At 69.7% G+C, this 20,542-nt stretch carries 22 protein-coding genes; 9 read left to right on the forward strand and 13 right to left on the reverse strand.

Annotated elements, in window-relative coordinates:
• Window positions 1-20 precede the first annotated feature (20 nt).
• The 6 genes from ACFULQ_RS39810 to ACFULQ_RS39835 all read right to left on the reverse strand — a co-directional run bounded on the left by ACFULQ_RS39810 (window position 21) and on the right by ACFULQ_RS39835 (window position 5,382).
• Entirely contained in the window at window positions 21-890 is an 870-nt protein-coding gene (locus ACFULQ_RS39810; RefSeq protein ID WP_383554012.1) for a hypothetical protein, read from the reverse strand.
• A gap of 16 nt (window positions 891-906) precedes the next feature.
• Window positions 907-2,022 (reverse strand): hypothetical protein, encoded by a 1,116-nt coding sequence (locus ACFULQ_RS39815; protein WP_383554015.1) that lies wholly within the window; start codon window positions 2,020-2,022, stop codon window positions 907-909.
• A 5-nt stretch (window positions 2,023-2,027) separates the two neighbouring features.
• Window positions 2,028-3,278: a putative T7SS-secreted protein gene (locus ACFULQ_RS39820; protein WP_383554017.1), complete on the reverse strand. Its 1,251-nt coding sequence runs from the start codon at window positions 3,276-3,278 to the stop codon at window positions 2,028-2,030.
• Between the two features lie 95 nt (window positions 3,279-3,373).
• The gene (locus ACFULQ_RS39825; protein ID WP_330264072.1) at window positions 3,374-3,661 is read right to left on the reverse strand and encodes a hypothetical protein; all 288 of its coding nucleotides are present in this window, start codon (window positions 3,659-3,661) and stop codon (window positions 3,374-3,376) included.
• A 109-nt stretch (window positions 3,662-3,770) separates the two neighbouring features.
• Window positions 3,771-4,508 (reverse strand): hypothetical protein, encoded by a 738-nt coding sequence (locus tag ACFULQ_RS39830; RefSeq protein ID WP_383554019.1) that lies wholly within the window; start codon window positions 4,506-4,508, stop codon window positions 3,771-3,773.
• Between the two features lie 157 nt (window positions 4,509-4,665).
• Window positions 4,666-5,382: a DinB family protein gene (locus ACFULQ_RS39835; protein WP_383554021.1), complete on the reverse strand. Its 717-nt coding sequence runs from the start codon at window positions 5,380-5,382 to the stop codon at window positions 4,666-4,668.
• Between the two features lie 215 nt (window positions 5,383-5,597).
• Here ACFULQ_RS39835 and ACFULQ_RS39840 point away from each other — a divergent pair, with 215 nt between their 5' ends.
• The 4 genes from ACFULQ_RS39840 to ACFULQ_RS39855 are packed head-to-tail and all read left to right on the forward strand — an operon-like array spanning window position 5,598 to window position 10,581.
• Window positions 5,598-7,313, forward strand: a complete 1,716-nt coding sequence (locus ACFULQ_RS39840) for a nucleic acid/nucleotide deaminase domain-containing protein (RefSeq protein WP_383554023.1) — start codon at window positions 5,598-5,600, stop codon at window positions 7,311-7,313.
• A gap of 9 nt (window positions 7,314-7,322) precedes the next feature.
• The gene (locus ACFULQ_RS39845) at window positions 7,323-7,955 is read left to right on the forward strand and encodes an SUKH-4 family immunity protein (protein WP_383554024.1); all 633 of its coding nucleotides are present in this window, start codon (window positions 7,323-7,325) and stop codon (window positions 7,953-7,955) included.
• Between the two features lie 12 nt (window positions 7,956-7,967).
• Window positions 7,968-8,750: a nucleic acid/nucleotide deaminase domain-containing protein gene (locus ACFULQ_RS39850; protein ID WP_383554026.1), complete on the forward strand. Its 783-nt coding sequence runs from the start codon at window positions 7,968-7,970 to the stop codon at window positions 8,748-8,750.
• A gap of 16 nt (window positions 8,751-8,766) precedes the next feature.
• Window positions 8,767-10,581, forward strand: a complete 1,815-nt coding sequence (locus tag ACFULQ_RS39855; protein ID WP_383554028.1) for a hypothetical protein — start codon at window positions 8,767-8,769, stop codon at window positions 10,579-10,581.
• A gap of 37 nt (window positions 10,582-10,618) precedes the next feature.
• On the opposite strand, the gene ACFULQ_RS39860 is transcribed toward ACFULQ_RS39855, so the two are convergent.
• From ACFULQ_RS39860 to ACFULQ_RS39875, 4 genes are read right to left on the reverse strand one after another with little or no spacing between them, the layout of a single operon-like run.
• On the reverse strand, window positions 10,619-11,305 hold the full coding sequence (locus ACFULQ_RS39860; protein WP_383554031.1) for a hypothetical protein: 687 nt from the start codon (window positions 11,303-11,305) through the stop codon (window positions 10,619-10,621).
• Window positions 11,302-12,603 carry a hypothetical protein gene (locus ACFULQ_RS39865; protein WP_383554034.1) on the reverse strand — a complete coding sequence of 434 codons (1,302 nt, stop codon included), beginning with the start codon at window positions 12,601-12,603 and terminating at the stop codon, window positions 11,302-11,304. The genes ACFULQ_RS39860 and ACFULQ_RS39865 overlap by 4 nt, the downstream gene beginning before the upstream one ends.
• Window positions 12,600-12,926 carry a hypothetical protein gene (locus tag ACFULQ_RS39870; protein ID WP_383554036.1) on the reverse strand — a complete coding sequence of 109 codons (327 nt, stop codon included), beginning with the start codon at window positions 12,924-12,926 and terminating at the stop codon, window positions 12,600-12,602. The genes ACFULQ_RS39865 and ACFULQ_RS39870 overlap by 4 nt, the downstream gene beginning before the upstream one ends.
• 53 nt (window positions 12,927-12,979) lie before the next feature.
• A complete protein-coding gene (locus tag ACFULQ_RS39875) occupies window positions 12,980-13,330 on the reverse strand; it encodes a hypothetical protein (protein WP_383554039.1) in 351 nt (116 codons plus the stop codon).
• Window positions 13,331-13,810: 480 nt separating this feature from the next.
• Between ACFULQ_RS39875 and ACFULQ_RS39880 the strand changes: the two genes are divergently transcribed.
• From ACFULQ_RS39880 to ACFULQ_RS39900, 5 genes are read left to right on the forward strand one after another with little or no spacing between them, the layout of a single operon-like run.
• Complete coding sequence (locus ACFULQ_RS39880) at window positions 13,811-14,206, forward strand: SseB family protein (protein ID WP_383554042.1); 396 nt, start codon at window positions 13,811-13,813, stop codon at window positions 14,204-14,206.
• Window positions 14,207-14,209: 3 nt separating this feature from the next.
• On the forward strand, window positions 14,210-14,641 hold the full coding sequence (locus tag ACFULQ_RS39885) for a hypothetical protein (RefSeq protein ID WP_383554044.1): 432 nt from the start codon (window positions 14,210-14,212) through the stop codon (window positions 14,639-14,641).
• Window positions 14,638-16,110: a putative T7SS-secreted protein gene (locus tag ACFULQ_RS39890; protein ID WP_383554046.1), complete on the forward strand. Its 1,473-nt coding sequence runs from the start codon at window positions 14,638-14,640 to the stop codon at window positions 16,108-16,110. Before ACFULQ_RS39885 ends, ACFULQ_RS39890 begins: the two co-directional genes overlap by 4 nt.
• Window positions 16,107-16,514 carry a hypothetical protein gene (locus tag ACFULQ_RS39895; RefSeq protein ID WP_383554048.1) on the forward strand — a complete coding sequence of 136 codons (408 nt, stop codon included), beginning with the start codon at window positions 16,107-16,109 and terminating at the stop codon, window positions 16,512-16,514. The genes ACFULQ_RS39890 and ACFULQ_RS39895 overlap by 4 nt, the downstream gene beginning before the upstream one ends.
• Entirely contained in the window at window positions 16,511-17,065 is a 555-nt protein-coding gene (locus ACFULQ_RS39900; protein WP_383554049.1) for a type VII secretion system-associated protein, read from the forward strand. The genes ACFULQ_RS39895 and ACFULQ_RS39900 overlap by 4 nt, the downstream gene beginning before the upstream one ends.
• Before the next feature lie 44 nt (window positions 17,066-17,109).
• Here the strand turns inward: ACFULQ_RS39900 and ACFULQ_RS39905 are convergent, their stop codons facing one another.
• Genes ACFULQ_RS39905 through ACFULQ_RS39915 form a run of 3 tightly spaced genes read right to left on the reverse strand, consistent with a single transcriptional unit; the run spans window position 17,110 to window position 20,450 of the window.
• Window positions 17,110-17,706 (reverse strand): hypothetical protein, encoded by a 597-nt coding sequence (locus tag ACFULQ_RS39905; protein WP_383554051.1) that lies wholly within the window; start codon window positions 17,704-17,706, stop codon window positions 17,110-17,112.
• Window positions 17,707-17,765: 59 nt separating this feature from the next.
• A complete protein-coding gene (locus ACFULQ_RS39910; protein WP_383554053.1) occupies window positions 17,766-19,961 on the reverse strand; it encodes a hypothetical protein in 2,196 nt (731 codons plus the stop codon).
• Between the two features lie 54 nt (window positions 19,962-20,015).
• Entirely contained in the window at window positions 20,016-20,450 is a 435-nt protein-coding gene (locus ACFULQ_RS39915; RefSeq protein ID WP_383554056.1) for a hypothetical protein, read from the reverse strand.
• Window positions 20,451-20,542: the final 92 nt, after the last annotated feature.

The following is a 20,542-nucleotide window of genomic DNA, read 5'->3' on the forward strand; positions in this document are numbered from 1 at the left end:
GCCGTGGACGTGCCCGTCTGTCAGAGCCGGGTGTCCAGGAGCCTGCGCAAGGGGGGTGAGAGTTCGTGCACGGGGGCTCCGGCGGCCTGGGACCTGGTCAGCTCGTCGAGGTAACGCAGGGCCTCGCCGGACAGCTTCCGCCGGCGTCGGCCGAGGCGGTGGCCGGCGAGCCAGGTCCAGATGCCGAGGGCGATGAGCAGGATCGACGCGTACGCCGCGGGCAGGTCCTTGACGACCGCGTAGCCCACGCCGACGGCTCCGGCGACGATCAGGATCCAGCCCGCCTCGTCGTGCCAGCCGCCCTGCTCGGCGATCCGCTCGTACTCCTCGACCTCGGCCGGCTTGGGCGGCGGGGCCGCGGGGCTGGGTCGTACGCCGGTCGCGGGGCCGGCGGCCGGTGCGGGGTGCGACGGCAGCGGGGCCATGTCCAGTGCCGCGCCGCCCCGGCCGGTCAGCCAGGCCGGCACGAACGACACGGGGGCACCGTGCGCGCGCGCCGCCGCGAGGACGTGGCGGTACCCCTCCAGGAAGGGGTGGCGGAGCCTGCGTCTGCCCTGGAGGTTGACCTGGACGAAGGCGGCGAGGGCCAGAAGAAGCACCGCGGCCGGGGGCGCGACCGCGACGACCTTGTTCTCCGGGCTGCCGGAGGCGGCCCACACAAGCCAGACGATCCCGACGGCGGTCGCCAGGGAGCCCACCCACACGAGCGGACCGCGCGCGACCCGCCGCAGGGAGGACTCGTGCTCGGCGAGAATCCGCCCGACCGTCTCGTCGTCGAAGTAGTCGTAGCCGTAGGTGCGCCCGAACTCCCTCACGGCGGCGGCGAGTCGGGGGTCCGCGGACAACGAGTGGGCACTGATCGGCAGAAGGGTGCCGGTGGTGTCCTGCATGCCGTAGCCGCCTCCCCTATCCGAACACCGAGTCGCCCGGCCCGCGCACGATGCGGGTGCAGGGGGCGACGACCTCGACGACAAGCCGCTGCCGCCCGTGGATCACCGTGACGTTGACACGGTGTCCGGCGCCGCTGTCCGCAACCAGGGACACGCTATCCCCCGGTGTGCCCGCCAGTTTGAGCCAGCCCTGGCTCTGGAAGCCGGTGTCCAACCGGCCTACCGCGGCGGCGAGTTGCTCGTCCGCCACACCGTCGATCTGCCAGAGGTGGCGGGCCGTGCACACCGTCGTCAGGCCCTTGGACCAGCAGTCGGCGCAGGTCACCGAGGACACGGTGTTGCCCTCGTCCATCCGGCCGCGCACACCGAGACCGTCCAGGACCCGGCTGGAGAGGGAGTAGAGCTCCTGGACCACGGCCGGATCGGGCGCCACGTCCGGAACCGGCTGGGCCATCGAGAGGGCGGCCTCCATCTCGGCCTGCTCCTCCGTCGCCCAGTCCAGTGTCCGCACGATGGTCGCGAAGAGCTCCGAGTAGAAGTCCCAGTCCTCCATGCAGGGCGTGGAGAGCTCGAAAGCGAGCAGGTCCGCGTTGTTGGGCAGCGGGATGTAGACCTGGATCTGGCCGCGCGGCACCTCCAGGGGCTCCCCGGTGGGCGAGGCCTCGGCGGTGAGCGTGAAGGGGGCCTGCCCTATCCGCACGACGGCCTCGGAGTCACCCTTGCCGGAGGGCAGGGTGCTGATCCGGACGTCGTCGTCGGGGTAGGCCCGCCGAAGGCCCGTGAGGGCCTCCGACAGGACGTCCGCGGCGGTGATGTCGTGCAGCGGCATGCGGTACACGGCGACGGTGGCGGTGCTGGGGCGGCCGTCGAAGTCCAGGTTGCAGAAGCCCGCGTACACGGCTCCTGCGTTCCGCAGGTCGTCGATGATGCTCGCGTAGGTGACGAACATCCGGAACCGGTCCTGGTCCGTGCCGCCCGGCATGACCTTGTGGACGGTCTCGTAGAGCTGCTCGGCCGCCTCGTCGGCGTCGTCGGTGCTCAGCGGGAGCTCGTGGAAGAATGGCGGGACCACCCAGCCGACGTGCAGCGCGAACGGCTCCGTGGCCGGAGCGGCGGTGGTGAGTTCGCTCATGGTGCTCAGGCCGCCAGGGTCTGGTGGAACTTGTCACCCGAAGCGGGCCAGGGCATCGTCGTGACCTGCGGTGCGGGCTGCGGCTGACCGGTCGCCGGGGCCGGCTGGGTGGAGACCGCGGGCGCGCTGCCGCCCTCGTGGCCGCCGGAGATCAGGTGGCCGATGCCGAAGCCGGTGGAGAAGCCCTTGACGCCGCCGGTGATGAGCGACGGGTCGACGGCCTTGCCGAACTTGCCGAGGCCCCAGTTGATCATCTTGGTGCTCATGGGGTTCTTGATCTGGTTCATCATGACCTTGGCGCCGGACGCGAGCGCCCCCGCTTCACGGGCCCCGGTGAACAGCGCCTTGCCGCCGGAGATGAGCGCCTTGCCGGCGCCGCCGACACCGGGGATCACACCGAGCGCGTCGAGGCCGACCTTCCACATCGGCGCGCCACCCATCCAGTGACCGGCCATCGCCGCGCCGGCGAACGCGACCGAGCCCGCGCCCAGGATGGCCGAGGCGACCTGACCGCCGATCGGGATGACGTTGACGACGATGGCGGCGGCTGCGAGCGCGGCGGAGATCGTGGAGAACAGGTCCGCGTTGTCGATCAGGAAGTTCTTGAAGCCGTCCCAGGCGCCCTTCAGACCATCCGTGATCTTGTCCCAGACGCTGATGTCCGGCGGCCGGTTGTTCGCGGCCTCCCGAATGGCGTTCTCGGCCTTGGCGGCCTGCTCCTCCCAGTACTTGCGCAGCGCCTCGGCGTCCTGGATGAGGAGCTTGAGGTCGGTCGCGGCGTCCTGGGCCGCCCGGGAGGCGGAGTCGGCCTCCTCCGAGAGGGCCTTGGCCTGCTGCTCGGTGAGCTGCTGGAACTGGGCACCCTCGATCTTGACGTTGACCCGGTCGACGTCGGCGTTCTTCTGGTCGAGCCGCTTGCGGGCCTCGACCGCGCGGTCCTCCAGGTTCCTGGCCTGGCGCTGGAGGGTCTCCAGTTCGTCGTGCCAGCCCTTGAGCGCCCTGGAGCAGGCGTTCATCGACTCGTGGCCCTGCTGAAGGTACTTGGGCAGCTCGCCGACCTTCTCCTGGAACTTCTTGGCGGCCTCGCCGTCCCAGATGCCGTCCGTCTTCCCGATGCCGACGAGCATCTCGCGCATCTCGTCGAGCTCGTCGCCGACCGTCTTGACGTCGTACGCCAGCGACTCGATCGTGTGCAGGTCGCCCTTGGCCGGGTTGAACGTCAGTCCGGGCCAGTTGGGATCGTCGAACATCCCCATCGTCTTCTCCCCGTTGTATGCGTGTGCGTGGTGTCTCAGCCGCCTGCGCGGGCTGTCTCAGCCGCGTGCGCGGGCTGTCTCAGCGGTGGTGCGGGCTACTTCTGGCTGAAGCCCTTCTGCAAATCCTGGTCGGTCGACCGGTACGCCTCGAGCGTCTTCTGGAGCCCCTCGTGCAGCTGCTTGGCGCCGTCGGCGATCCGCTTGATGCCGTCGCCCCAGTCGTCCTGGAAGTCGTCACAGGCGTTGTCGAGGCCGTCCGTGCCCAGACCCTTGGGACCGACCTTGTTCAGCCGCTCCTGGGCGCCGCGCATGCGGTCGTCGACCTGGTCCAGCCTGTTGATCAGGGTCTTCATACGATCGACATCGATCTGGAAGTCCGCCATCGCCGTGCCTCCCCGTTACGTGATCAGTGATCGCCGGTCAGACTATCGGAGCAGCAACTTCCGGCCTACCCAGCGAAGTTCGCTGTCGCCAATTTGTGGCATGCGCATGCTACGCACGGTCCCATACGTGCAACACGGCCTGCGCATAGGCCAGCCGGTGGTCCAACCGGGGTGCGGCGAGACGGTACTTGCGGCCCGTCTGGTACTCGATGGCCGGCTCGGGCCCGTCGGCCGACCGCCACCGCGTCCAGGTCGGCGGCTCCAGCTCCCAGGCGGATTCCTTCTTCGCCTCGCCCTTCTCGCCGAGCAGCAGCCAGAGCGCTCCCTGCGCCGACATGACCGCCCAGCACACGAAGTAGAGGGGGGAGATCAGGACGAACACCGTCCACGCCTTGCTGGTCCCCACCTCGCCGACCAGCGGATCGCCCCCCTGGGCGGGCTGGACGCTCCACCGCACACGCCGCGGCCACGGCAGGATCCGGCCACCGCGCCGGGTGATCCGGCCGAGCGGGACGCCGTCACCGCCCTGGACCTCGTACACGCCGTCACCGATGGGCCGTACGGAGCTGAGTGGTTCGCCGTTCGGGGCGGTCACGGTGAACGCGGGGCGTGCCTGGCGGCCGCCCTTGGAAGCGTTCTGAGGCACGTGGACGTACGCCATTGGTTCGCCGTTCGTGCCGGGGCCGGCCTGCTGGACGGTGGTCGTCGGCTCCCCGGGTGCGACCTTGTCGTATCTGCGCAGTCCCCTGTTGGGGACGTGGATCACGGTCTCCGCAGAAGCAGGCGCCTGGCCGTACGGCCCCGGTTGCTGAGCCTGCGGGGCCCATTCCTGGCTGCTGTGGTTCATGGCCGCCCAACTGTCGGTCCGGTTGACGATGACGGTCGACAGACTCTCAAAAGTGGGTCGGCGATGTCGCGGGGTGGTCGGCGTCGACGGGGCCGTGGCCGACTTGTCCACAAGACCTCCACACCATGCCCCCTCGGGGGGTACGACCCCTGCCGGATCAGCCCTCGGCGCGGCGGGCCTGCCACAGGTCGCGCAGCAGCGCGATCTCCGCCATGTGGTGGATGAGTTCCAGGTTGGAGCCCCACAGCGTGGAGATGTACGGCTCGTCCGGGGCGGAGCTGTAGGGGTACTGGGAGAAGCCGATCGTGTCGAGCTGGTCCTCCGTCACCTCGCCGACGGCCTCCCGCCAGCGGTCGATCAGGGACCAGAACCGCTCCTGAGCGAGGGCGGCGGAAGGGGCGAAGTCGACCAACTGGTGCGGATCCGTGCGGCGTTCGCCGAAGGTCCACTCCCACTCGCCCGCGAAGCACGAGTGCAGGTGCCCGAGTCGCCACGCGATGGTCGTGACCGGGGAGATGTCGGGCTGCACCGGGCCGGTGTGGGCGAGGACCTCCTCGACGCGTTCGACGCTCACGCTCCAGTCCTCGGCGATCTTGGCGACGCTCATGCCGTCGGCGGCCTGCCGGGCGACCTCGGCGTACTCGCCGGAGGGGATGTCCGGGGCGCCCTTGTCGATGACCCACTCGCCGGGACCGTACGCCCGGGGCGTCACCGCCTCGCTCCGGCGCCGGATCGACCAGCAGCCGGGGACCGGCTCCCAGAGGTACTCCTCGTCGCCGAGGCCTTCGAGCCGTATCTGCGCCCGTTCCCTGACGCAGTCGAACTGGTCCAGCAGTACGCCCAGTCGGTCGGTCCGGATGCGTCCGGTCTCCATGTCCGCTCCCCTCGCGGTCGCCCATCCGCGCACGCTCCCGCGGAGGTTAACGGCCGCCCCGCGCAGGGCGCGACGGATTTCCGTGCCCCTCGGTTCCGTTCGGAAAGGTCTGCGCCAACTGGGCCTCAGAACAAGTCATGTGACGCCTGCTCAACTTGTTCTGCCGAATCGATCAAAGTTACGTTGCACTGAGAAACTTTCGAACGGGGGTCCTTGTGGGTGTAGTCCTGCCGAGCGAGCTGGATGCTGCCCTGGACCTGATAGGCATCAGCTGGCCCAACGTCGACGAGGACGACTACCGCGACATGGCCCAGGCCATGCGGGAGTTCGCCGACGACATCGACGACGGTGCCGCGGACGCCCACCAGGCGATCACCGACCTGATCGGCGGCAACGAAGGCCTCGCGATCCAGGCCCTGGAAAGACACTGGGATCTCGTCAAGGGCAAGCACCTGACCAACCTCGCCGAAGCGGGCCGGGTGGCGGCCACCGCGCTGGACGCGGTCGCCGTGCTGATCGAGGGCGCGAAGATCGCCGCGATCGCCCAACTCGGCATCCTCGCCGCGGAGATCGCGGCCGCCATCGCCGCCGCGCCGCTCACCTTCGGCCTGTCCACCCTGGGCGGCATCGCGGGGACGCAGGTCACCCGGATCGCCGTGAAGCGCATCTTCGAGGAGGTGTGCGAGGAGATCGCCGGGCGGATCATGGAGGTCGCCATGGGCCCGGTCTTCCAGGCCATCGGCGCGATGGCGGGCGACCTGGTCGTGCAGATCGGCGGCAACGCCCTCGGCACCCAGAACGGCATCGACCTCGGCCAGACCGCGAAGGCGGGCGAGAAGGGTCTGGGCGAGGGCGTCGACACCCTCAAGTCGGGCGGGATGCAGCTCGCCAGCGCTGGTGGGGGCGGCGGCTCGATGCAGCTGGCCGGTGCCGACGGCGGGTCCGGCGGGTCCAGCTCGGGCGGCGGTGGCGGCGGCGGTCAGTTCAGCATGGACCTCGACTCCTACGAGCGCGCCGGCAACGGACTCAAGGGCGCGGGCGGCAAGATCCGCGACGGGGCCGGCACCAAGCTCTCCCGCGCGAAGTCCTCGCACGGCCGCGCGCGGGGCAAGGACCCCCTCACCAACCTCCTCGACCCCATGGTGGACGAGGTCATGGAGGGCATCACCAAGGGCGTCAAGCGCTCCGCCGACCACCTCGACGAGAGCATGACCGGCGGCCTGAAGCAGATGGCCAAGCGTCACAAGGACAACGACGACGGCATAGCGACGGAACTCCAGGGCCTCACCAAGTCCCCGGCCCGCGACATCCCCGTCTACCACCTCGACGACAAGGGCAAGGTCACCCGGATCACCTCGGCGGGGCACCACGACCTCACCGACGACGACCGCACCCGCCTGACCTCGCTGAACCTCCAGGGGGACACCGTCCCCGAGCGGAAGGCGGGCAACTATCCGCTGCCCAAGGGCAAGAGGGAGAGCAAACCGTCGCAGCAGGTAGCCTTCGGTAGCACTGATCTCTCGCAGGCCACCAGGACGGCCCGCCAGGCCAACGGTGACTACGGAAGGACGTCGAAGGGGAAATTCTCCAGCCGGAACTACGCCGCGGGCCGGTACGGAAAGCCGGGCGACGACGACGAGTTCATCATCGTCGGCCGCAGCAAATGGCCCGCGTCGCATTCGGAACGGCAGGTGGGGATACCGTTCCTCAATGCCGGGACCAAGGACCGGCTGACCGAGCTCTACACCGAACGAGAACCGTGCACGACCGGAAAAGGCGCGCAGAACTGCAGCGCCTGGATGTCGGAGTACCTCCCGAAGGATGTCCGCGTCTCCCATACCGTCGAATACGGCGACACACCGGATTCGAAGCAGAAGGGCAATGACGCGATGGAGAAGTACCTGAACGGCATGAACCCGAAGAAGAGGTAGCAACAGCACATGCCCCCGCTCGTCGACCACGCGATGATGGAGTCGGTCTTTCCCGCCGAGGAGATCGAGACGTGGCAGGAGGAGAAACTCCCCGCCGGGCTCCACGCCTCGGCGCGCAGGGTCCTGACCGAGGTCGGGCTCCCGCACGACCGCAGCTCCTTCTTCCTCCTGGACGGCGCGCTGTTCGAGGGCGAGGACACCCCGGCGGCATTCCGCCGCTGCGCGGAACTGGAGCACTTCTCCGAGTACGAGGACATGCCGGAGGGCTGGGAGAAGTGGCTCGTCATCGGTGAGATCTTCTACGACGTCGTCGTGCTGGATCCCGAGTCCGGCACGGTGTACTGCCTTCCCGACGGCGAGTACCGGGCCCGTCCGCTGAACCGCAGCCTCGATTCCTTCGCCTATTTCACGTATCTCCTCCAGTTGGAGCGCCCGAAGTACGACTACTCGGTGTCCGAGGACGTCGACGATTCCGAGGACGTGGCGATTTCTCTGCGGCAGCGGATGATCGAGGCCGACCCGCTGCCTTTCGAAGGCGTGGAGCCCGCCTGGTCGGAGGATTTCGACTGGGATGACGAGGACGCCCCGCGTCTGCCCCCGTGGGATGCTGTGCTTTCGAACGTGTACGAGTCGATCGACTAGGCGGGATCACCCATGACAGTCCCCGCAGGTGATGTCCGCCGCATCGGTGAGATCGCCCTCCCCCTGTCCGTCGGCCCGTACTTCACGACGGCCGCGTCCGACCCCGTACCGCTGCACGAGTTCGCTCAGTCCGTGGGCCGTACCGTCGTGCTCGACGAGTGCCGGTCGTGGACGCGGCTCGGTTCCGACCGCGGGTTCGAGATCTGTGCCGACCAGGAGGGCGTCGTACGGGCCGTGCTCCTCGACTGGACCGAGGATGCCCGGTTCGTGAACGCGAGCGCGGAGGCCTTCGCGCGGTCGCTCCTCGCGCTGGACCAGGGCCTCGCCGCGATCCTCGGCACCGACGAACCGCAGTCGGCCGCCGCAGCCTACGCGGAGCTGGAGCAGCGGCTGCGGGCCGTCGATCCGCGGGCGTTCGAGGGACGGGAGCACTGGTGGCCCCTCGTCCTCGACGACATCCGGGACACCGCGAGCGCGGAGTGGTTCACCGCTTTCGAGATCGTCGACGGCCAGGGCGAGAAGCAGATCATCACCCAGGCCGGCGACATCGGCGTCCACCCGGAGGAGCGGCTCTGGGCCCGGTTGCGGGCCGCGGGCGTGGAGCCGGAGCAAGTGCTGCGGATCCACACCGAGTTGGAGGCCTGCTTCATGCCGGGGCACTACTGCTCGCTGTGGCTCGGACAGGTCTTCCCCGACGCGCAGCTGACCCACAACTTCCCCTACGGCGAGACGGCCGAGTCCCGCGCCGAGGGCATCCGGCAGCTGCGTGAGGCAGCGACCCAGCAGCCGCAGTAGAGGGGACCAGCACACCATGACCGCGGGTACGACCGTCACGCCGGACATAACCGCCTGGCCGCCGCTCGACGAGGACAAGCGCGTCCCGGGACAGCGGTTGCTCGACTGGGCGGCCGACGGCGAGGGTCCCCGACTGTTGCTGCTGCGAGGTGGCGAGGGCAGCGGCAAGAGCGGTCTGCTCGCCTGGCTTCTGGCCGGGACCATCGGCCGACCGGGGCTCACGGTCCATGCCACCGTGCCGTCCGAGGGGCTGACGACCGAGAGCTTCGCCTGGGAGCTGGGCCGCCAGCTCGGTTACGGCCCCCTCTCCCCCGGCCGCCTGCTCGACCAAGTGGCCGCGGACGAACGGCCGTTGGTGCTGCTCGTACCCGATCTGCACCGGGCGGGAGCGGGCCCCGCGGATCTGCCCTCGGCCGCGCCGGGGACCCTCGTCACCGAGTTGCTGGAGCCCTTGCTGGCCCTTCCCCATCTGCGGGCGGCCGTCGAGGTCGGGACGTCGGAGCTGCTGGCCGCGCACGACGACGCCGAAGTCGTGGACCTGGGTGCGGGTGACGGCGGTGCTGCCGGACAGCCTTCGTACGCCGACCTCGTGGCCGCGGTCCCACGCACCGCCGACGACCGCCCCGACTGGTCCCGGGCACCCGAGCCGGTGCGCCGTCGCATCCTCGACGCGGCCCTGCGCACCGACGACCAAGAGGCCGCCGTCCGCGGCCTGTTGGCCGACCCCGGCTTCCTGGTGCACGGTTCGGCGACCGCGCTCACCGCCGCCCTCGCCGACGAGCGCATCCCCGTCCCCGGACGGCTGCGCGAGGTGTGGCGGCGGGCCGCGCCGGAGCTGACGGCTTATCACACCGACAGTGCCGAACGCGCCGCCCTGCTGCACGCGGCCGCGCTCGGCACGGACCCGGACCTCGCCGAGTACCTGCGACCGCTCGCCGCACAGCACTGGTGGTCCGCGGTGTGGGCCCGGCGGACCCTGCCCGTGACCGCGCTCGCCCTGGTGCCGGGCGAGGAGGGACGGCTGCTGGCCGCGGAGCCGACGGGGCGGCTGGGGGCGTACGACGTGGGGAGCGGGGCGTCGCTCGGCACGCCGGGTGCCTTCAGTGGCTCAGGTGCGTCCGGTGTCTCCGACGGCACCGCGGCCGCATTTGTCCAGCCCGCTGTCGTACGACCGCGCTCCCTCGCCGCTCGTGACGCGCGCTCGGCACTGCTGCTGGACCGGTCCGACGCGCTGCTGCCGCTCGTGACCGAGGACGACCCGACCACCGCCTTCGCGCTCGGGCGGATCGCCGAGCACCATGGGTCGGCCGCGCTCGCCGGGGAGGAGTCGCTGGTCACCGCGCTCGGTGGCGGCGGCGCCCGGAACCCGTACGCGGTCGTGGGCGACCGGGGCGGCATGGTGCACCTGTGGTCCCTGGGCGAGTACCAGGACATGCCGCGCTCCCACCGGGTGCACGAGCAGCCGGTCACGGCCGCCACCTGCGTCGCCACCGCCGACGGGCTGACGCTCACCTTCACGGCCGGGGCGGACGGCTCGGTGCGGCTGTGGGAGACCTCGGCCGAGCCGATGCCGGTCCCGGTGCAGCAGCGGCCGTACCGGGTCACGGCGCTCGCCGCTGCGGACACCCCCGCCGCCGGCCCGGTGCTCGCCGTGGCCTGGAGCGACGGCGAGCTGCATCTGTGGCACGTGTTCTCCGGCCGGGTGCGGGAGCTGCCCTGGCTGCGCGAGTGCGACGCCTTGGCGCTGACTCCCGAGGGGCTGCTGGTCATCGGGGACCGTGAGGGGCTGCACGGCGTGCGGGTGTGGTGGGACGTGCTCTGGGAGCGCTGAGGTGAGTGTCGGCTGGCCGAAGGGGCTGCTGTGTCGGCTAGCCGAAAGGGCTGCTCGTCGCGGTGACCGGCGTCTTCGGTGCGCGGGCCGGCGTCGGGGCCGTGAAGGAGATTCCCGCGGCCACCAGGGTGGCCAGTTCCAGGAACTCCTCCTCCGCCTCGAAGACCTCGGTGGACAGCGACACCACCACCGCCTGCGGGATCCGCGGGAAAGCGAGCTGGAACGTGGCGGTGCGGACGGCCGACGTGCTCTCCCCCGGCACGCCGAACAGCGCTCCGGGGACCGTGACCGCCTGATCGGCCACCACGACCGCGGCGAGCCCCGCCGGCAGCGGGACGACCGCCTTGTGCGTGCCCGGCTGGTCGGGGTGGCCGCGCAGCGCGCTGTGCGGGTAGAGGTGGGGGTCTCCGGCGGGGCGGTCGGTCACGGAGATCTGGCAGATCCCGGTGAGGAGTTGGTCGTCGTCCGTGCGCAGGACGAAGGAGCTGAAGTGGACCAGGCCGTCCTCGACCAGTCTGCCCAGTGCGGCCTCGAATCCCAGGGCGCTCGCGACCAGTTGACCGGTCGTGGCCTCAGGGCAGAGCTCGGCCAGGGCGGTGTAGTGGGCCTCCAGGCGCTCCTCGGGGTCGGCCGAGAGCTCGACCGGCCGGAAGCCCTCCGGCAACGTGTACCAGAGCGGCAGCGGCAGGCCGGGGCCGGCGGTCTCCGGCGCCGGGGCCGTCACAGGGCCCTGGCCACGGCGAAGATCTTCTGGAGGGGTTCGACCGCGAGCCCGCCCGCCATGACGCCGTCGCCCGCGACGGTGGCGTTGGTGGCCGGGGTCGCCCAGTCGTCCGTGTAGGCCGGGTCGAGGGTGATCGCCGTGGGCAGCGCGAGGGCTCCGGTCGCCACGGCCTGGGTGACGTCCGCGGCCATCGCACCGGCGGCCGACGAGGAACCGAGCTTGGCCGCGGCCCACTCGACGGGCCTGGCGATGAGTGGGTTGGACGGATCGGCCGCCTTCGCCGCCCAGTTGAAGGCCTGACCGCCGTCCTTCACGGCCTGCGAGACGGTGGCGCCGGTACGGGCCAGCGTCTCGGCGCCCCGGGCCGCCTCGAACGCGGTCCGGCCACCCTCGATGGCGGCCTTCGTGCCGTCGATGGCAGGCCCCACGCCCGGGACCGCGCCCAGCAGGTCACCGCCGAGGGTGGCCCATTCGCTGAGGTTCTTCGACGTCGGCGGCCACATGTCCTTGCCGCTTTTGACGTACTGATAGGTGTGCTGGGCCGCGGCGGCCAGGCTGAGGCCGATGGCGATGGGTGCGAGGACGGGGCAGAAGATCGCGGCGATGCCGACGACCGTGGCGGCGACGGTCAGGAGGTCACCGCCGTGCTCGTTCCACCAGTCCTTGAACTTCTCCCAGGCGCCGCCCTCGGGGGCGTAGTCGCTCGCGTGTCTGCGGATCGCGTCGGCGTACTCCTGGGCCCGCTCGCCGTGCTGGGTCTCCAACTTCCTCGCGTCGTCGATCAGGTCCTGGAGCCGGCCGCGGGCGCGGTTCAGGGTCCTGGCGGCGCCGTCCAGCCGGTCGTCGGCGGCGTCCAGGCGGGCCTGGGCGTCGTCGAGCCGGGCCTGGTCCGTGAACGTCTGTCCGGCCAGGCGCAGATCCGGGTCGGCACTGGCGGTCCGGTAGTCCCGCTCGGCCTGGTCGGCGTCGCGCCGGGCCTGCTCGGCGTCGGCCTCGTAGTGGTCGGCCCTGACCTTCAGATCGTGCAGGGTGTCGCTCCACCGGGCGAGCTCGCCGCCCGCGGCCTTGAGGGAGTCATGGGCGCGCTGGAGGTAGCCGGGGAGGTCCGTCACCTTCTCGGTGAACGCCTTGGCCGCCTCGCCCGACCACCAAGTGCTCTCCTTGGAGAGGGAGTCGAGCAACTCGTAGGTGGTCTGGAGGGTTTCGGCGGTGTGCAGGAGGTTGTCGGACAGGTTGGTCGCCAGGGTCGGGTGACCCGGGGTGGGGTTCCAGCCGAGGCCGTGCCAGTCGTCGGTCACCGGGGAGCCCTTCCGGTGGGAGCAGCGGTGGGGGTTCCGGTGTGCTGGAACGCGCCCTGGATCTCCTGCTCGGTCTGCTCGTACGCCTTGATGATGGCGGGAAGGGCGTCGTTGAGGACCTTGATGCGTTCCTGCGTCTTGCCGAGCCCGAACTCCCAGCTGTCCTGGAAGTCCTCGCAGGCCTTGTCGAGCACGCGCTTGCCCAGGTCCTTGGGCCCGGTGTCCTTCATCCGGCGCATCGCCTCGTCGAGTTGGGACTGGCTGTCCTCGAGTTTCTTCTTCAGCTTGCGCAGTTCGTCGAGACTGACCTTGAAATCGGCCATGTTCCTTCCCCCGTGCTTCAGTTCAGTGCGTGGGCCGAAGAAGACCCGGCGCTTCAGTCGGAGACCTTTCGCAGGAACAGCCACATCCCCTTGGTGCCGTGGGTCTGCCGGGTGAATCCCTCTTCCCCGGCGATGACTTCGGCCTCACCGACGGAAATCCCCGGGTACCGGGCCGGGTTGACCCGGATGTGCCCCCGGACGTTCGGGGCGCCGCCGCGGATCTCCCCGCGCAGCTCCTCGCGCAGCTGTCCGGCCGGGACCTGCCTGCGCTTACGCCGGGACCCCCACGCGATCAGGAGGTTCACGACAACCAACGCGGCCAGGGCGGCGCCGATCCACCCGAGGGCGACCGGGCTGAGGACACCGCCGGGCGGCGCCGCGAGCGGAACACCGGCCATGTGCATCGCGGGGAGACCTCCGGGTGCCGACGGCGACTGCAACTGAGGGCCCGCACCCTAGCGAGTGCGGGTAAGGATTCGGCCAGGTGAGAAGGGCGGGCCCGCTGCGCCGACATGTCCGTTCCGTCGCCGTACCGCCGTTGTTGCACCGCGCGACACCATGACCTCCTCACGCGCGTTCACACCTTCACCCCGATAGGCCCACGTCACACCCATCGGTCTTTTCCGTATGGATCACCATCTTTTTCCGCCGGGATGAGGAAGGGGGCGAGGGCGTGAACCGGACGGGATGCGACTCACGGGGAGAGCGAGTTCATGTCGTGCCCTCCGCCGAGAAGAGCAAGGAGCTGCTGGCCTCGTACGACCTCGACAGCGGCAAGGGCCCTGGTGACCCTGCCGACGTCCGGCTGACGTCGGTGGAGCGACGTCACGCGAAGGGAGTACGGAGCGCCCGGAGCCACTGTTCGCCGTGATTGAATCACCCAAATGATCAACGGTACTTCCGGCAGCGGCCACCCCCACGACCTGCCTGCTGCAGCCAGCGCCGTCTTGCAACAGAAGGCTTCACCCGACGAGTTGCTGGCGGCCTGGTTGAGCGCCACCGTGTACTGCGCCCGCCCGGACCGACCCGGTCTGTACGTCGCCGACACTGATGACGGTCAAGTGGTGGGCGTATGCACGTCGTTGGAGGAACTGGCGCGGTTCGCCGGCGAGTGCGACTGGTTCTCCACGACCGGAGCGGACCTTCTGGCGCAGCTGCCGCCCGGGGTGGACATCGTCCTCGACCCGTCGGGACTCCGCCCTCTGCGGATCAGCCCCGCCGCTCTGAAGGTCAGACAGGGACTGCGGCTCAACCACCAGGGTGATAAGGGGGGTTGGTGACACATGGTGAACACGAGCCCCGGACAGTTCTCCGTCGAAGTGGCCTACCTGCACTCCCTCATCCGGCCCCTGCGCGAGTCGATGAGCGCCGGGCGCCAGGTGAGCAAGCACCCCGAGCACCTGACGGAGCATCTGGAAAACACCGGATCGGACAAGTTCGCCGAGGCCGCCGCGCACTTCATCTCGTCCTGGGGTTACGGCATGGGCCGGTTGGTCAAGGACGCCGACCTCATCGCCGACAAGCTCCAGGAGACGGCGGACGGTTACACCGGCACCGACGACCAGGTCGCCGGCTCCATGAAGGCGGCCGCCGGCAGTGGCAGCGAAAGCCCAGGGCCGGTGACGTCCTGGGCCGAGGAGCACATCATCAAGCCCTCCGGTCTGGACACCTTCTCCGACAACGTCGAGGACACGTGGAAGTCGGTCTTCGGATGAGCGGGAGCATCCCGGCCGGCGCCACCGTCACGGATCTGGTCCCCGGCGCTCCCGAGGAGCTGGACGATCTGGCCGCCAAACTGTCCCAGTACGGCAAGGCGTTCGACGAGTCCGCCCGCCGGCTGCGGGGTCTGGACACCTCCGGTTGGTCCGGGGACGCGGCCGAGGGTTTCCGCACCACTGTGGGCAGGCTCCCGGACGGTCTGGAGAAGGCCCGGGACGCGTTCTCCGCCGCCTGTCGTGCGGTGGACACCTACGCCGACGCCCTGCGCCGGGCGCAGAAGGAAGCCTCGGCCGTCATCGAGGACGCGGCCGAGGCTCGACTGGCCTCACGCAAGCACGCCTACGCCGTCGAGGACTACGAGCAGGCACGAGCGGTCGGCGACAGCACGGCGATCGAGCCACCGGGGGCTGATCCGGGTGCGGCGGCCATGTCCGCCGCGTCCGCCCGCCTGGCGCAGGCCCGGGCAAGGGTCGAGGAGGCCGCGGACCGGGCGGCCCGCACCCTGCGCGACGCCGCGGAGGCCGCGCCGGACGAACCCAGGGTCCTGGACCGGTTCATGGGCTGGGGGAAGAGTTTCGCCGACGGCTTCGGGGAAGCCGGCCTCGACCTGCTCACCATGGGCGTCAAGACCGACCCCTTCTACGCCCTGGTGAATCCCGCCGGCTTTCTGAAGCAGACCACCACCACGCTCGACGGGCTGGTCTGGGGCGCTCAGAACCCCAAGGAGTTCGTGAAGGCGGCCACGGACTGGGAAACCTGGAGGTCCGATCCGGCGCGAGCCCTCGGGCACCTCGGTCCCGACGCCGTGGTCGAGCTCCTCACCGGCGGGGTGGGCGGGCTCGCCACCAAGGCGTCCACCGCGGCGCGACGCAGTACACACGCCCTGGAGGAGGGGGCCGAGGCGGCCCAGCACGCGGCGGGCGCGGCCCGGCACCTGGACGATGCCGTGGCGGCGGCCAGGAGGCTCGACCCGGACGACCCGCGGAGCCTGCCGGCCGCCGCCGACAGGAACGTCGACGTCGACGGCATCAGGAATCCGGCGTGGCGCACCGATCACGAACCGTTGTGGCGCAACGACGACCGCCATCCCTCCGAGATCTTCGAAGACGGCTTCCACCCCCGCGACACGTCCAACACGGACCTGCACGGCTATGTGGAGGGCAATCACCCGTCGGCCTTCGTGGGCACGACCAGGGACGCCGACGCCAACTGGCTCAAGAACTACCGGTACGAGATCGACGCTCCCGGTGGCGTCGACGTCAACAGGACCCTGCCGAACAACAAATACGCCGAGACCGACCAGGAGATCGCCTTCCCCGGCGGTATCGACCGCCGGCACATCAAGGGAGCCTGGGAGATCCACCCCGACGGCTCAAAGGGAGAATGGATGGCGAACCCCCACTACGAACCCCCGAGACCGAAGCCCCCGCCCGCCTCTTCCCTGCCCCCTGGATGGACCCGATGAGTGGCCTGGTTCCCCGCCGGTTCGATGTGCTCGCCCACCGCGGAGGCGAGCAGGCCCCCGTGGTGCTGCGCTGGGAGGGAGGGGAGTACGACTACACCGTGATCGCCGACGGTCCGTGGGGCCAGGTGACCGGCCGCGGAACCGACAGCTTCGAGGCGCTGCTGCGCGTCCGCGAGCAGATCGAACCCGCCGGCTGGCTTCTCGGTGTCAACGGTGCCCGTCGCGACACCTGGCCCTCCGGGATGTGCCGCGGCATGGGCGGCTTCCTCGTCTACCGCCTCACTCTCAACAAACGCCTCAGCGGCGCGGACCGCGTCCAGACCTTCCACGAGGCGCCCAGGGAAACCCTGGCCACCATCGACGAGCAGATCCGCTTCGAACAGCAATGGAGCGCGACCCCGTGACGACACCTCCCTCCGTCCCCCCGGTGACCGACGCCCTCCGCGCCCAGGCCGCCCGGCAACGCGGCGGCTACGTCTACGCGATCGACCCGTACTTCGACGCCGACGGCGCTGTCCCGCCGTACGGCATCGTCGGTGGCTGGTCCGTCGACGAAGAGGGCCGGCTTGTCACCTTCAGCCACAACCCGAACTACCGGCCCTCCCCCGTGGCGCTGGAGTTCCCCACTCCCCCGACCCGCCTGGACGCCGCCATGCAGCAGGCCGTGACCGGCTATGCGGGCGAGGCGGAACTGCTCGCCGCCTTCCGCGAGGCCACGCTCATGCTCTTCGCCCAGGAGCGACAGCAGGGGCTGTACACGGTCACCGAGAACGACGGCAGCCGCTACGTCCCCGCCTTCACCCACCCCAGCCACGCACCCGACTCCTGGCCCCAGTGGCACCACACCCCGGGCCATCGACTCGCGGCCGCGGGCATCCCGGTACGCCTCAATCCGGGGCATCGCCTCAGCCTGACGATTCCGGCGGAGGCACTACGCCAACTCGTCAACGGCTGACGGCGGCTCGTCGGCGACGGCTCGCCAGGAGCCCCACATCGCTCTCAGCCACCCGAAGTGCTCGGGGAGACCGCTCCTGATGCCGCCGACGGAGACGCCGAGCACTTGAAGACGTCGTCACCGAGGTAGTTCGTGGCGGAGGTCAGGGCAGAGACGAAGGCCTTGGTCAGCGCGTCGTCGAGGGTCCGCGCCGGGGGCGGCTCCTTCACCTCGATCTCGAGCAAGGCGTGATCGCTCGTCTTCTCTCCTGGGATGGCACAGGGCAGCGCCAGCCAGGCCCGGTTCTGGTTCACGTATCCCTTGGCGACCCGCACCTTGGTCGTCTCCAGGTATCCGGTGGCCGAACCGACCTTGAAGGTCTTGACGGTGCCGGGGCCCGGGGACTTGTAGCGGTCGAGGTTGTCGATGCTGTCGGAGTGAAAGAGGTAGTCGATATTTACCGCGTGTTTCTTTCCGTACAGGGAGCAGGATCCGGCGGCGGTCCACCCGGTGGGCGAGAACTTTCTGACGTCCTCCTCGACGACACCACCGTCACCGGCGAGCGTCTGGAACGCGTCTCCGTCGAGCTTGCCCCCGCACACCGGTTTGCTCTCGTCCTTGGTCTGTTCGCCCGAACTGGTGCAACCTGCCGCAGCCACCATCGCGACGGCGAACGCGATCAGGTGTCCAGTTCTCCGAGAGGCGCGTGACAACACAGCGATCACCGTCCGTTCACTGAGGAGTTCCAGGTGGCGCCCGCCGCGTGCCCCGACTTCGCGGCCTGCTCCACGGAGCCGGCCAGCACATTGAGGTTTTCGTCCGTCATCTGTCGACCCGAGTGCTCGACGGCCTCCCTCACCGATTCGGCACTGGACTTGCCGACCGCGGCCCAGCCTTCGGCGTACTTGGTCGCCGCTTCCCGCTTCGCCTCGTCCGTGGTGTCCTTCTGAACCTGTTCCACCACCATTGCCTGGATGTCCTCGACGGCCCAGCCGGCGATGGTCCCCACAATCGGTGCGGCGGTACCCGTCGCCGCGCCGACCGCCATGCCGAGGCCACGTCCAGCCCATTTGTCACCAGTGGCCACGGCGTCGTTGAAGTCCTTGTCAGAAGCGGAGTGCTCTTCGAAGATCGCCTGGTCACGTGAGTCGCTGAGAATCCCCGCCACGACGCCTCCGGGATAGGCGACGTTTTCCATCGCGGCATTCAGGTCCGACGAGCCGCCCTTGGCCACCTCCTGCATCCAGATGGCCGTGTTCGCCTGGGATGCCTCGGTGATCGCGACATAGGCGTCGGGATCCCGCCCGACCGTCGAAATGAACGGCTCCAGCGTGCCCATGTCCAGGTGAGCATCCGCCCCGAAGGGCTTGATCGTGCCCTGTTCGTTGGCGATGGAAGCCTGCACGTCCGCCATGTACTCGGCCGTCATGTTGCCCAGGCTGTCCCGGAGCGCGTCCCGGGGCGAGTCACTGGCCAGGCTCGGGTCGCCGCCGATGGTGTCGACCACTTCCTTCATCAGCGCCGCACGCTCGGGGGTGTGCTTCACGGGCGCACCGTCGTCGTCGAAGGCGCGCCCCGAGGTGGCGGATTCCATGGCGTGGCCGAGGTTGTTGTAACCGCTCGGGTTGGCGGGATCGCCCGTGTACCCCGGTCCCTCAGGCCAGTGCCGGTCCTTGAGCAGGTAGTCGAGATGGTCCACCTTCTCACCGTCGATCGTGGCGTCCGAGGTGAGGAACTCGGTGGACGCATCCGGGTTGTGCCCCAGGGCATCCATGAAGCCCGTCATCGGATCGAGCGCCCCGATGTTGGTCGTGCCCAGCGTCCGCGGATAGCCCCAGTAGGCGTCCGGGTTCTGACCGCCGTTGGCGCCGTTCTTCTCCGCGGTGATCAGCGCGTCGCCGTAGTCCTGGAGGAAGTCCCTGTCCCACTTGCCCTCGCTCATCAGGCTGCTGGTGAGCTGGTAGCCGCTGAGGCCGTACGGCGACTCGGTGGGGTTGGCGTTGAAGTCGCGCTGGCCCGCCTTGAGGAGGTCGTTCTGGAACTTGGTGATCTCGGGGTCAGGGCCGCCCTTGCGGTGGTCGTCCGACGTGGTGGCCGTGCCGATGGTGGTGCCCAAGTTCGCCTTGAGCTGCTTGAGTTGGGCCAGCTGTGCCTTGGAGAGCGTGGTGCCGGCCGGCGGGCTCATGAGCTCGTTGTACTTGCTGAGCATGTTCTCGCCGCCGGTCTTGACCGCGAACTCCCGTGAGAACTCCGGGTCGTTCTTGTTGGCGGAGAGAAGCAGGTTCAGCTTGGTGATCTCGGCGTCGGACAGACGCCCCTTCTTGTTCATCAGCGCGGACGCCTGGTCCGCCTCGACGGAGTCGAGGGTGGTGTAGACGCTGGTGTTGAAGGACTGGCTGTCGCCGTTGGCGTCGCGCTCCAGGGCCGAACTGGCCGCCTCGTCGGCGGCGGTGGCCACTTCCAGAACCCGTGTCAGCCGGGAGACAATCGAGTCCAGCTTCTTCTTGCGCTCCTCGGCGAGGCCCGGCGAGGCGGACGCGGTCGGGCTGTCCCACCGCGGGTCGACGTCCTCGACGCGGCCGTCGTCGTAGACCTTGTAGTGGTCGTTGCGGGCCTCGTCGAGCAGGGTGTGCAACTGCTTCTGGGACGCGGCGAATTCGCCGTGGGCGTCCTGGAGCAGCTTGCCGATGCGCTCCGCCTCGGTGGCGGCGTTCTCGTACTCCGTGCGGGCCTTGCCCATGGTGACGAAGGCGGAGTCGGCCGCGTCACCGTCCCAGTGGCCCCTGAGGTGGTTGATGACGCGCTGCTCGAACTCCCTTTGCAGCGCCTCGTACTTGGCCGGCAGAGCCGCCCAGGAGGCGGCGGCGTCGGCCAGCGGGGCGAGGTCGGCTTTGTCGAGGTAGGGGATGGACACCATGGGTGACTGCTCCTTGTGAAGGGGTTCCGGTACGACGACTCGACGGCGCGCGACTCACCCGAAGGGCGTGCTGATCGAGTTCTGCCGGGCCCGTTCCTCCTGCTCGGTGCGGGTGTAGTGCCCGCTGGTGGTGTGGAGCTTGTCGCTGATGTCCTGGAGCAGACGCTTGAGGTTCAGGACCTGGGAGCCCCAGCGGACGTCCATGGTCACCAGGGAGCCGGCAGTCGCCCAGGACCCGCCCTCGGCCATCCCGCCGGCGGTGTGCTTGTTCAGGCCCCGGGAGGCGCTGAGGCAGTCGTCGTCGGCGCCGTTGTCGACGTTCTCGGTGTCACCCCGCAGTTCGACGAGGGCGTTGGCGGCTTCGTCGAGACGCTGGGTGTCGACGTTGGTGCCCCCACCGCCGCCGCCGCTACCGCCGTCCGCGGGCAAGGAGTTCAGCCGCGTCTGAGGAGTTCCGCTCTGTGATGCCCCGTCGAAGGGAGTGCTCATCCCTTGTCCCATCCCCGTTGTGTAAGTGGTGGACATGCCCGGTTCGCTCACACGACCGCGAGTTGCGTTGCACGCGTAAGCCATGAGGTGCC

Source organism: Streptomyces sp. NPDC057253 (genome assembly GCF_042669125.1).
Taxonomy (GTDB): Bacteria; Actinomycetota; Actinomycetes; order Streptomycetales; family Streptomycetaceae; genus Streptomyces.

What these genes read in the sequence shown, in the direction of transcription:
- ACFULQ_RS39810 (WP_383554012.1), bottom strand. Translation starts at nt 890, where the DNA reads ATGCAGGACACCACCGGCACCCTTCTGCCGATCAGTGCCCACTCGTTG.
- ACFULQ_RS39815 (WP_383554015.1), bottom strand. Translation starts at nt 2,022, where the DNA reads ATGAGCGAACTCACCACCGCCGCTCCGGCCACGGAGCCGTTCGCGCTG.
- ACFULQ_RS39820 (WP_383554017.1), bottom strand. Translation starts at nt 3,278, where the DNA reads ATGGGGATGTTCGACGATCCCAACTGGCCCGGACTGACGTTCAACCCG.
- ACFULQ_RS39825 (WP_330264072.1), bottom strand. Translation starts at nt 3,661, where the DNA reads ATGGCGGACTTCCAGATCGATGTCGATCGTATGAAGACCCTGATCAAC.
- ACFULQ_RS39830 (WP_383554019.1), bottom strand. Translation starts at nt 4,508, where the DNA reads ATGAACCACAGCAGCCAGGAATGGGCCCCGCAGGCTCAGCAACCGGGG.
- ACFULQ_RS39835 (WP_383554021.1), bottom strand. Translation starts at nt 5,382, where the DNA reads ATGGAGACCGGACGCATCCGGACCGACCGACTGGGCGTACTGCTGGAC.
- ACFULQ_RS39845 (WP_383554024.1), top strand. Translation starts at nt 7,323, where the DNA reads ATGCCCCCGCTCGTCGACCACGCGATGATGGAGTCGGTCTTTCCCGCC.
- ACFULQ_RS39850 (WP_383554026.1), top strand. Translation starts at nt 7,968, where the DNA reads ATGACAGTCCCCGCAGGTGATGTCCGCCGCATCGGTGAGATCGCCCTC.
- ACFULQ_RS39855 (WP_383554028.1), top strand. Translation starts at nt 8,767, where the DNA reads ATGACCGCGGGTACGACCGTCACGCCGGACATAACCGCCTGGCCGCCG.
- ACFULQ_RS39870 (WP_383554036.1), bottom strand. Translation starts at nt 12,926, where the DNA reads ATGGCCGATTTCAAGGTCAGTCTCGACGAACTGCGCAAGCTGAAGAAG.
- ACFULQ_RS39875 (WP_383554039.1), bottom strand. Translation starts at nt 13,330, where the DNA reads ATGCACATGGCCGGTGTTCCGCTCGCGGCGCCGCCCGGCGGTGTCCTC.
- ACFULQ_RS39880 (WP_383554042.1), top strand. Translation starts at nt 13,811, where the DNA reads ATGATCAACGGTACTTCCGGCAGCGGCCACCCCCACGACCTGCCTGCT.
- ACFULQ_RS39885 (WP_383554044.1), top strand. Translation starts at nt 14,210, where the DNA reads ATGGTGAACACGAGCCCCGGACAGTTCTCCGTCGAAGTGGCCTACCTG.
- ACFULQ_RS39890 (WP_383554046.1), top strand. Translation starts at nt 14,638, where the DNA reads ATGAGCGGGAGCATCCCGGCCGGCGCCACCGTCACGGATCTGGTCCCC.
- ACFULQ_RS39895 (WP_383554048.1), top strand. Translation starts at nt 16,107, where the DNA reads ATGAGTGGCCTGGTTCCCCGCCGGTTCGATGTGCTCGCCCACCGCGGA.
- ACFULQ_RS39905 (WP_383554051.1), bottom strand. Translation starts at nt 17,706, where the DNA reads ATGGTGGCTGCGGCAGGTTGCACCAGTTCGGGCGAACAGACCAAGGAC.
- ACFULQ_RS39910 (WP_383554053.1), bottom strand. Translation starts at nt 19,961, where the DNA reads ATGGTGTCCATCCCCTACCTCGACAAAGCCGACCTCGCCCCGCTGGCC.
- ACFULQ_RS39915 (WP_383554056.1), bottom strand. Translation starts at nt 20,450, where the DNA reads ATGAGCACTCCCTTCGACGGGGCATCACAGAGCGGAACTCCTCAGACG.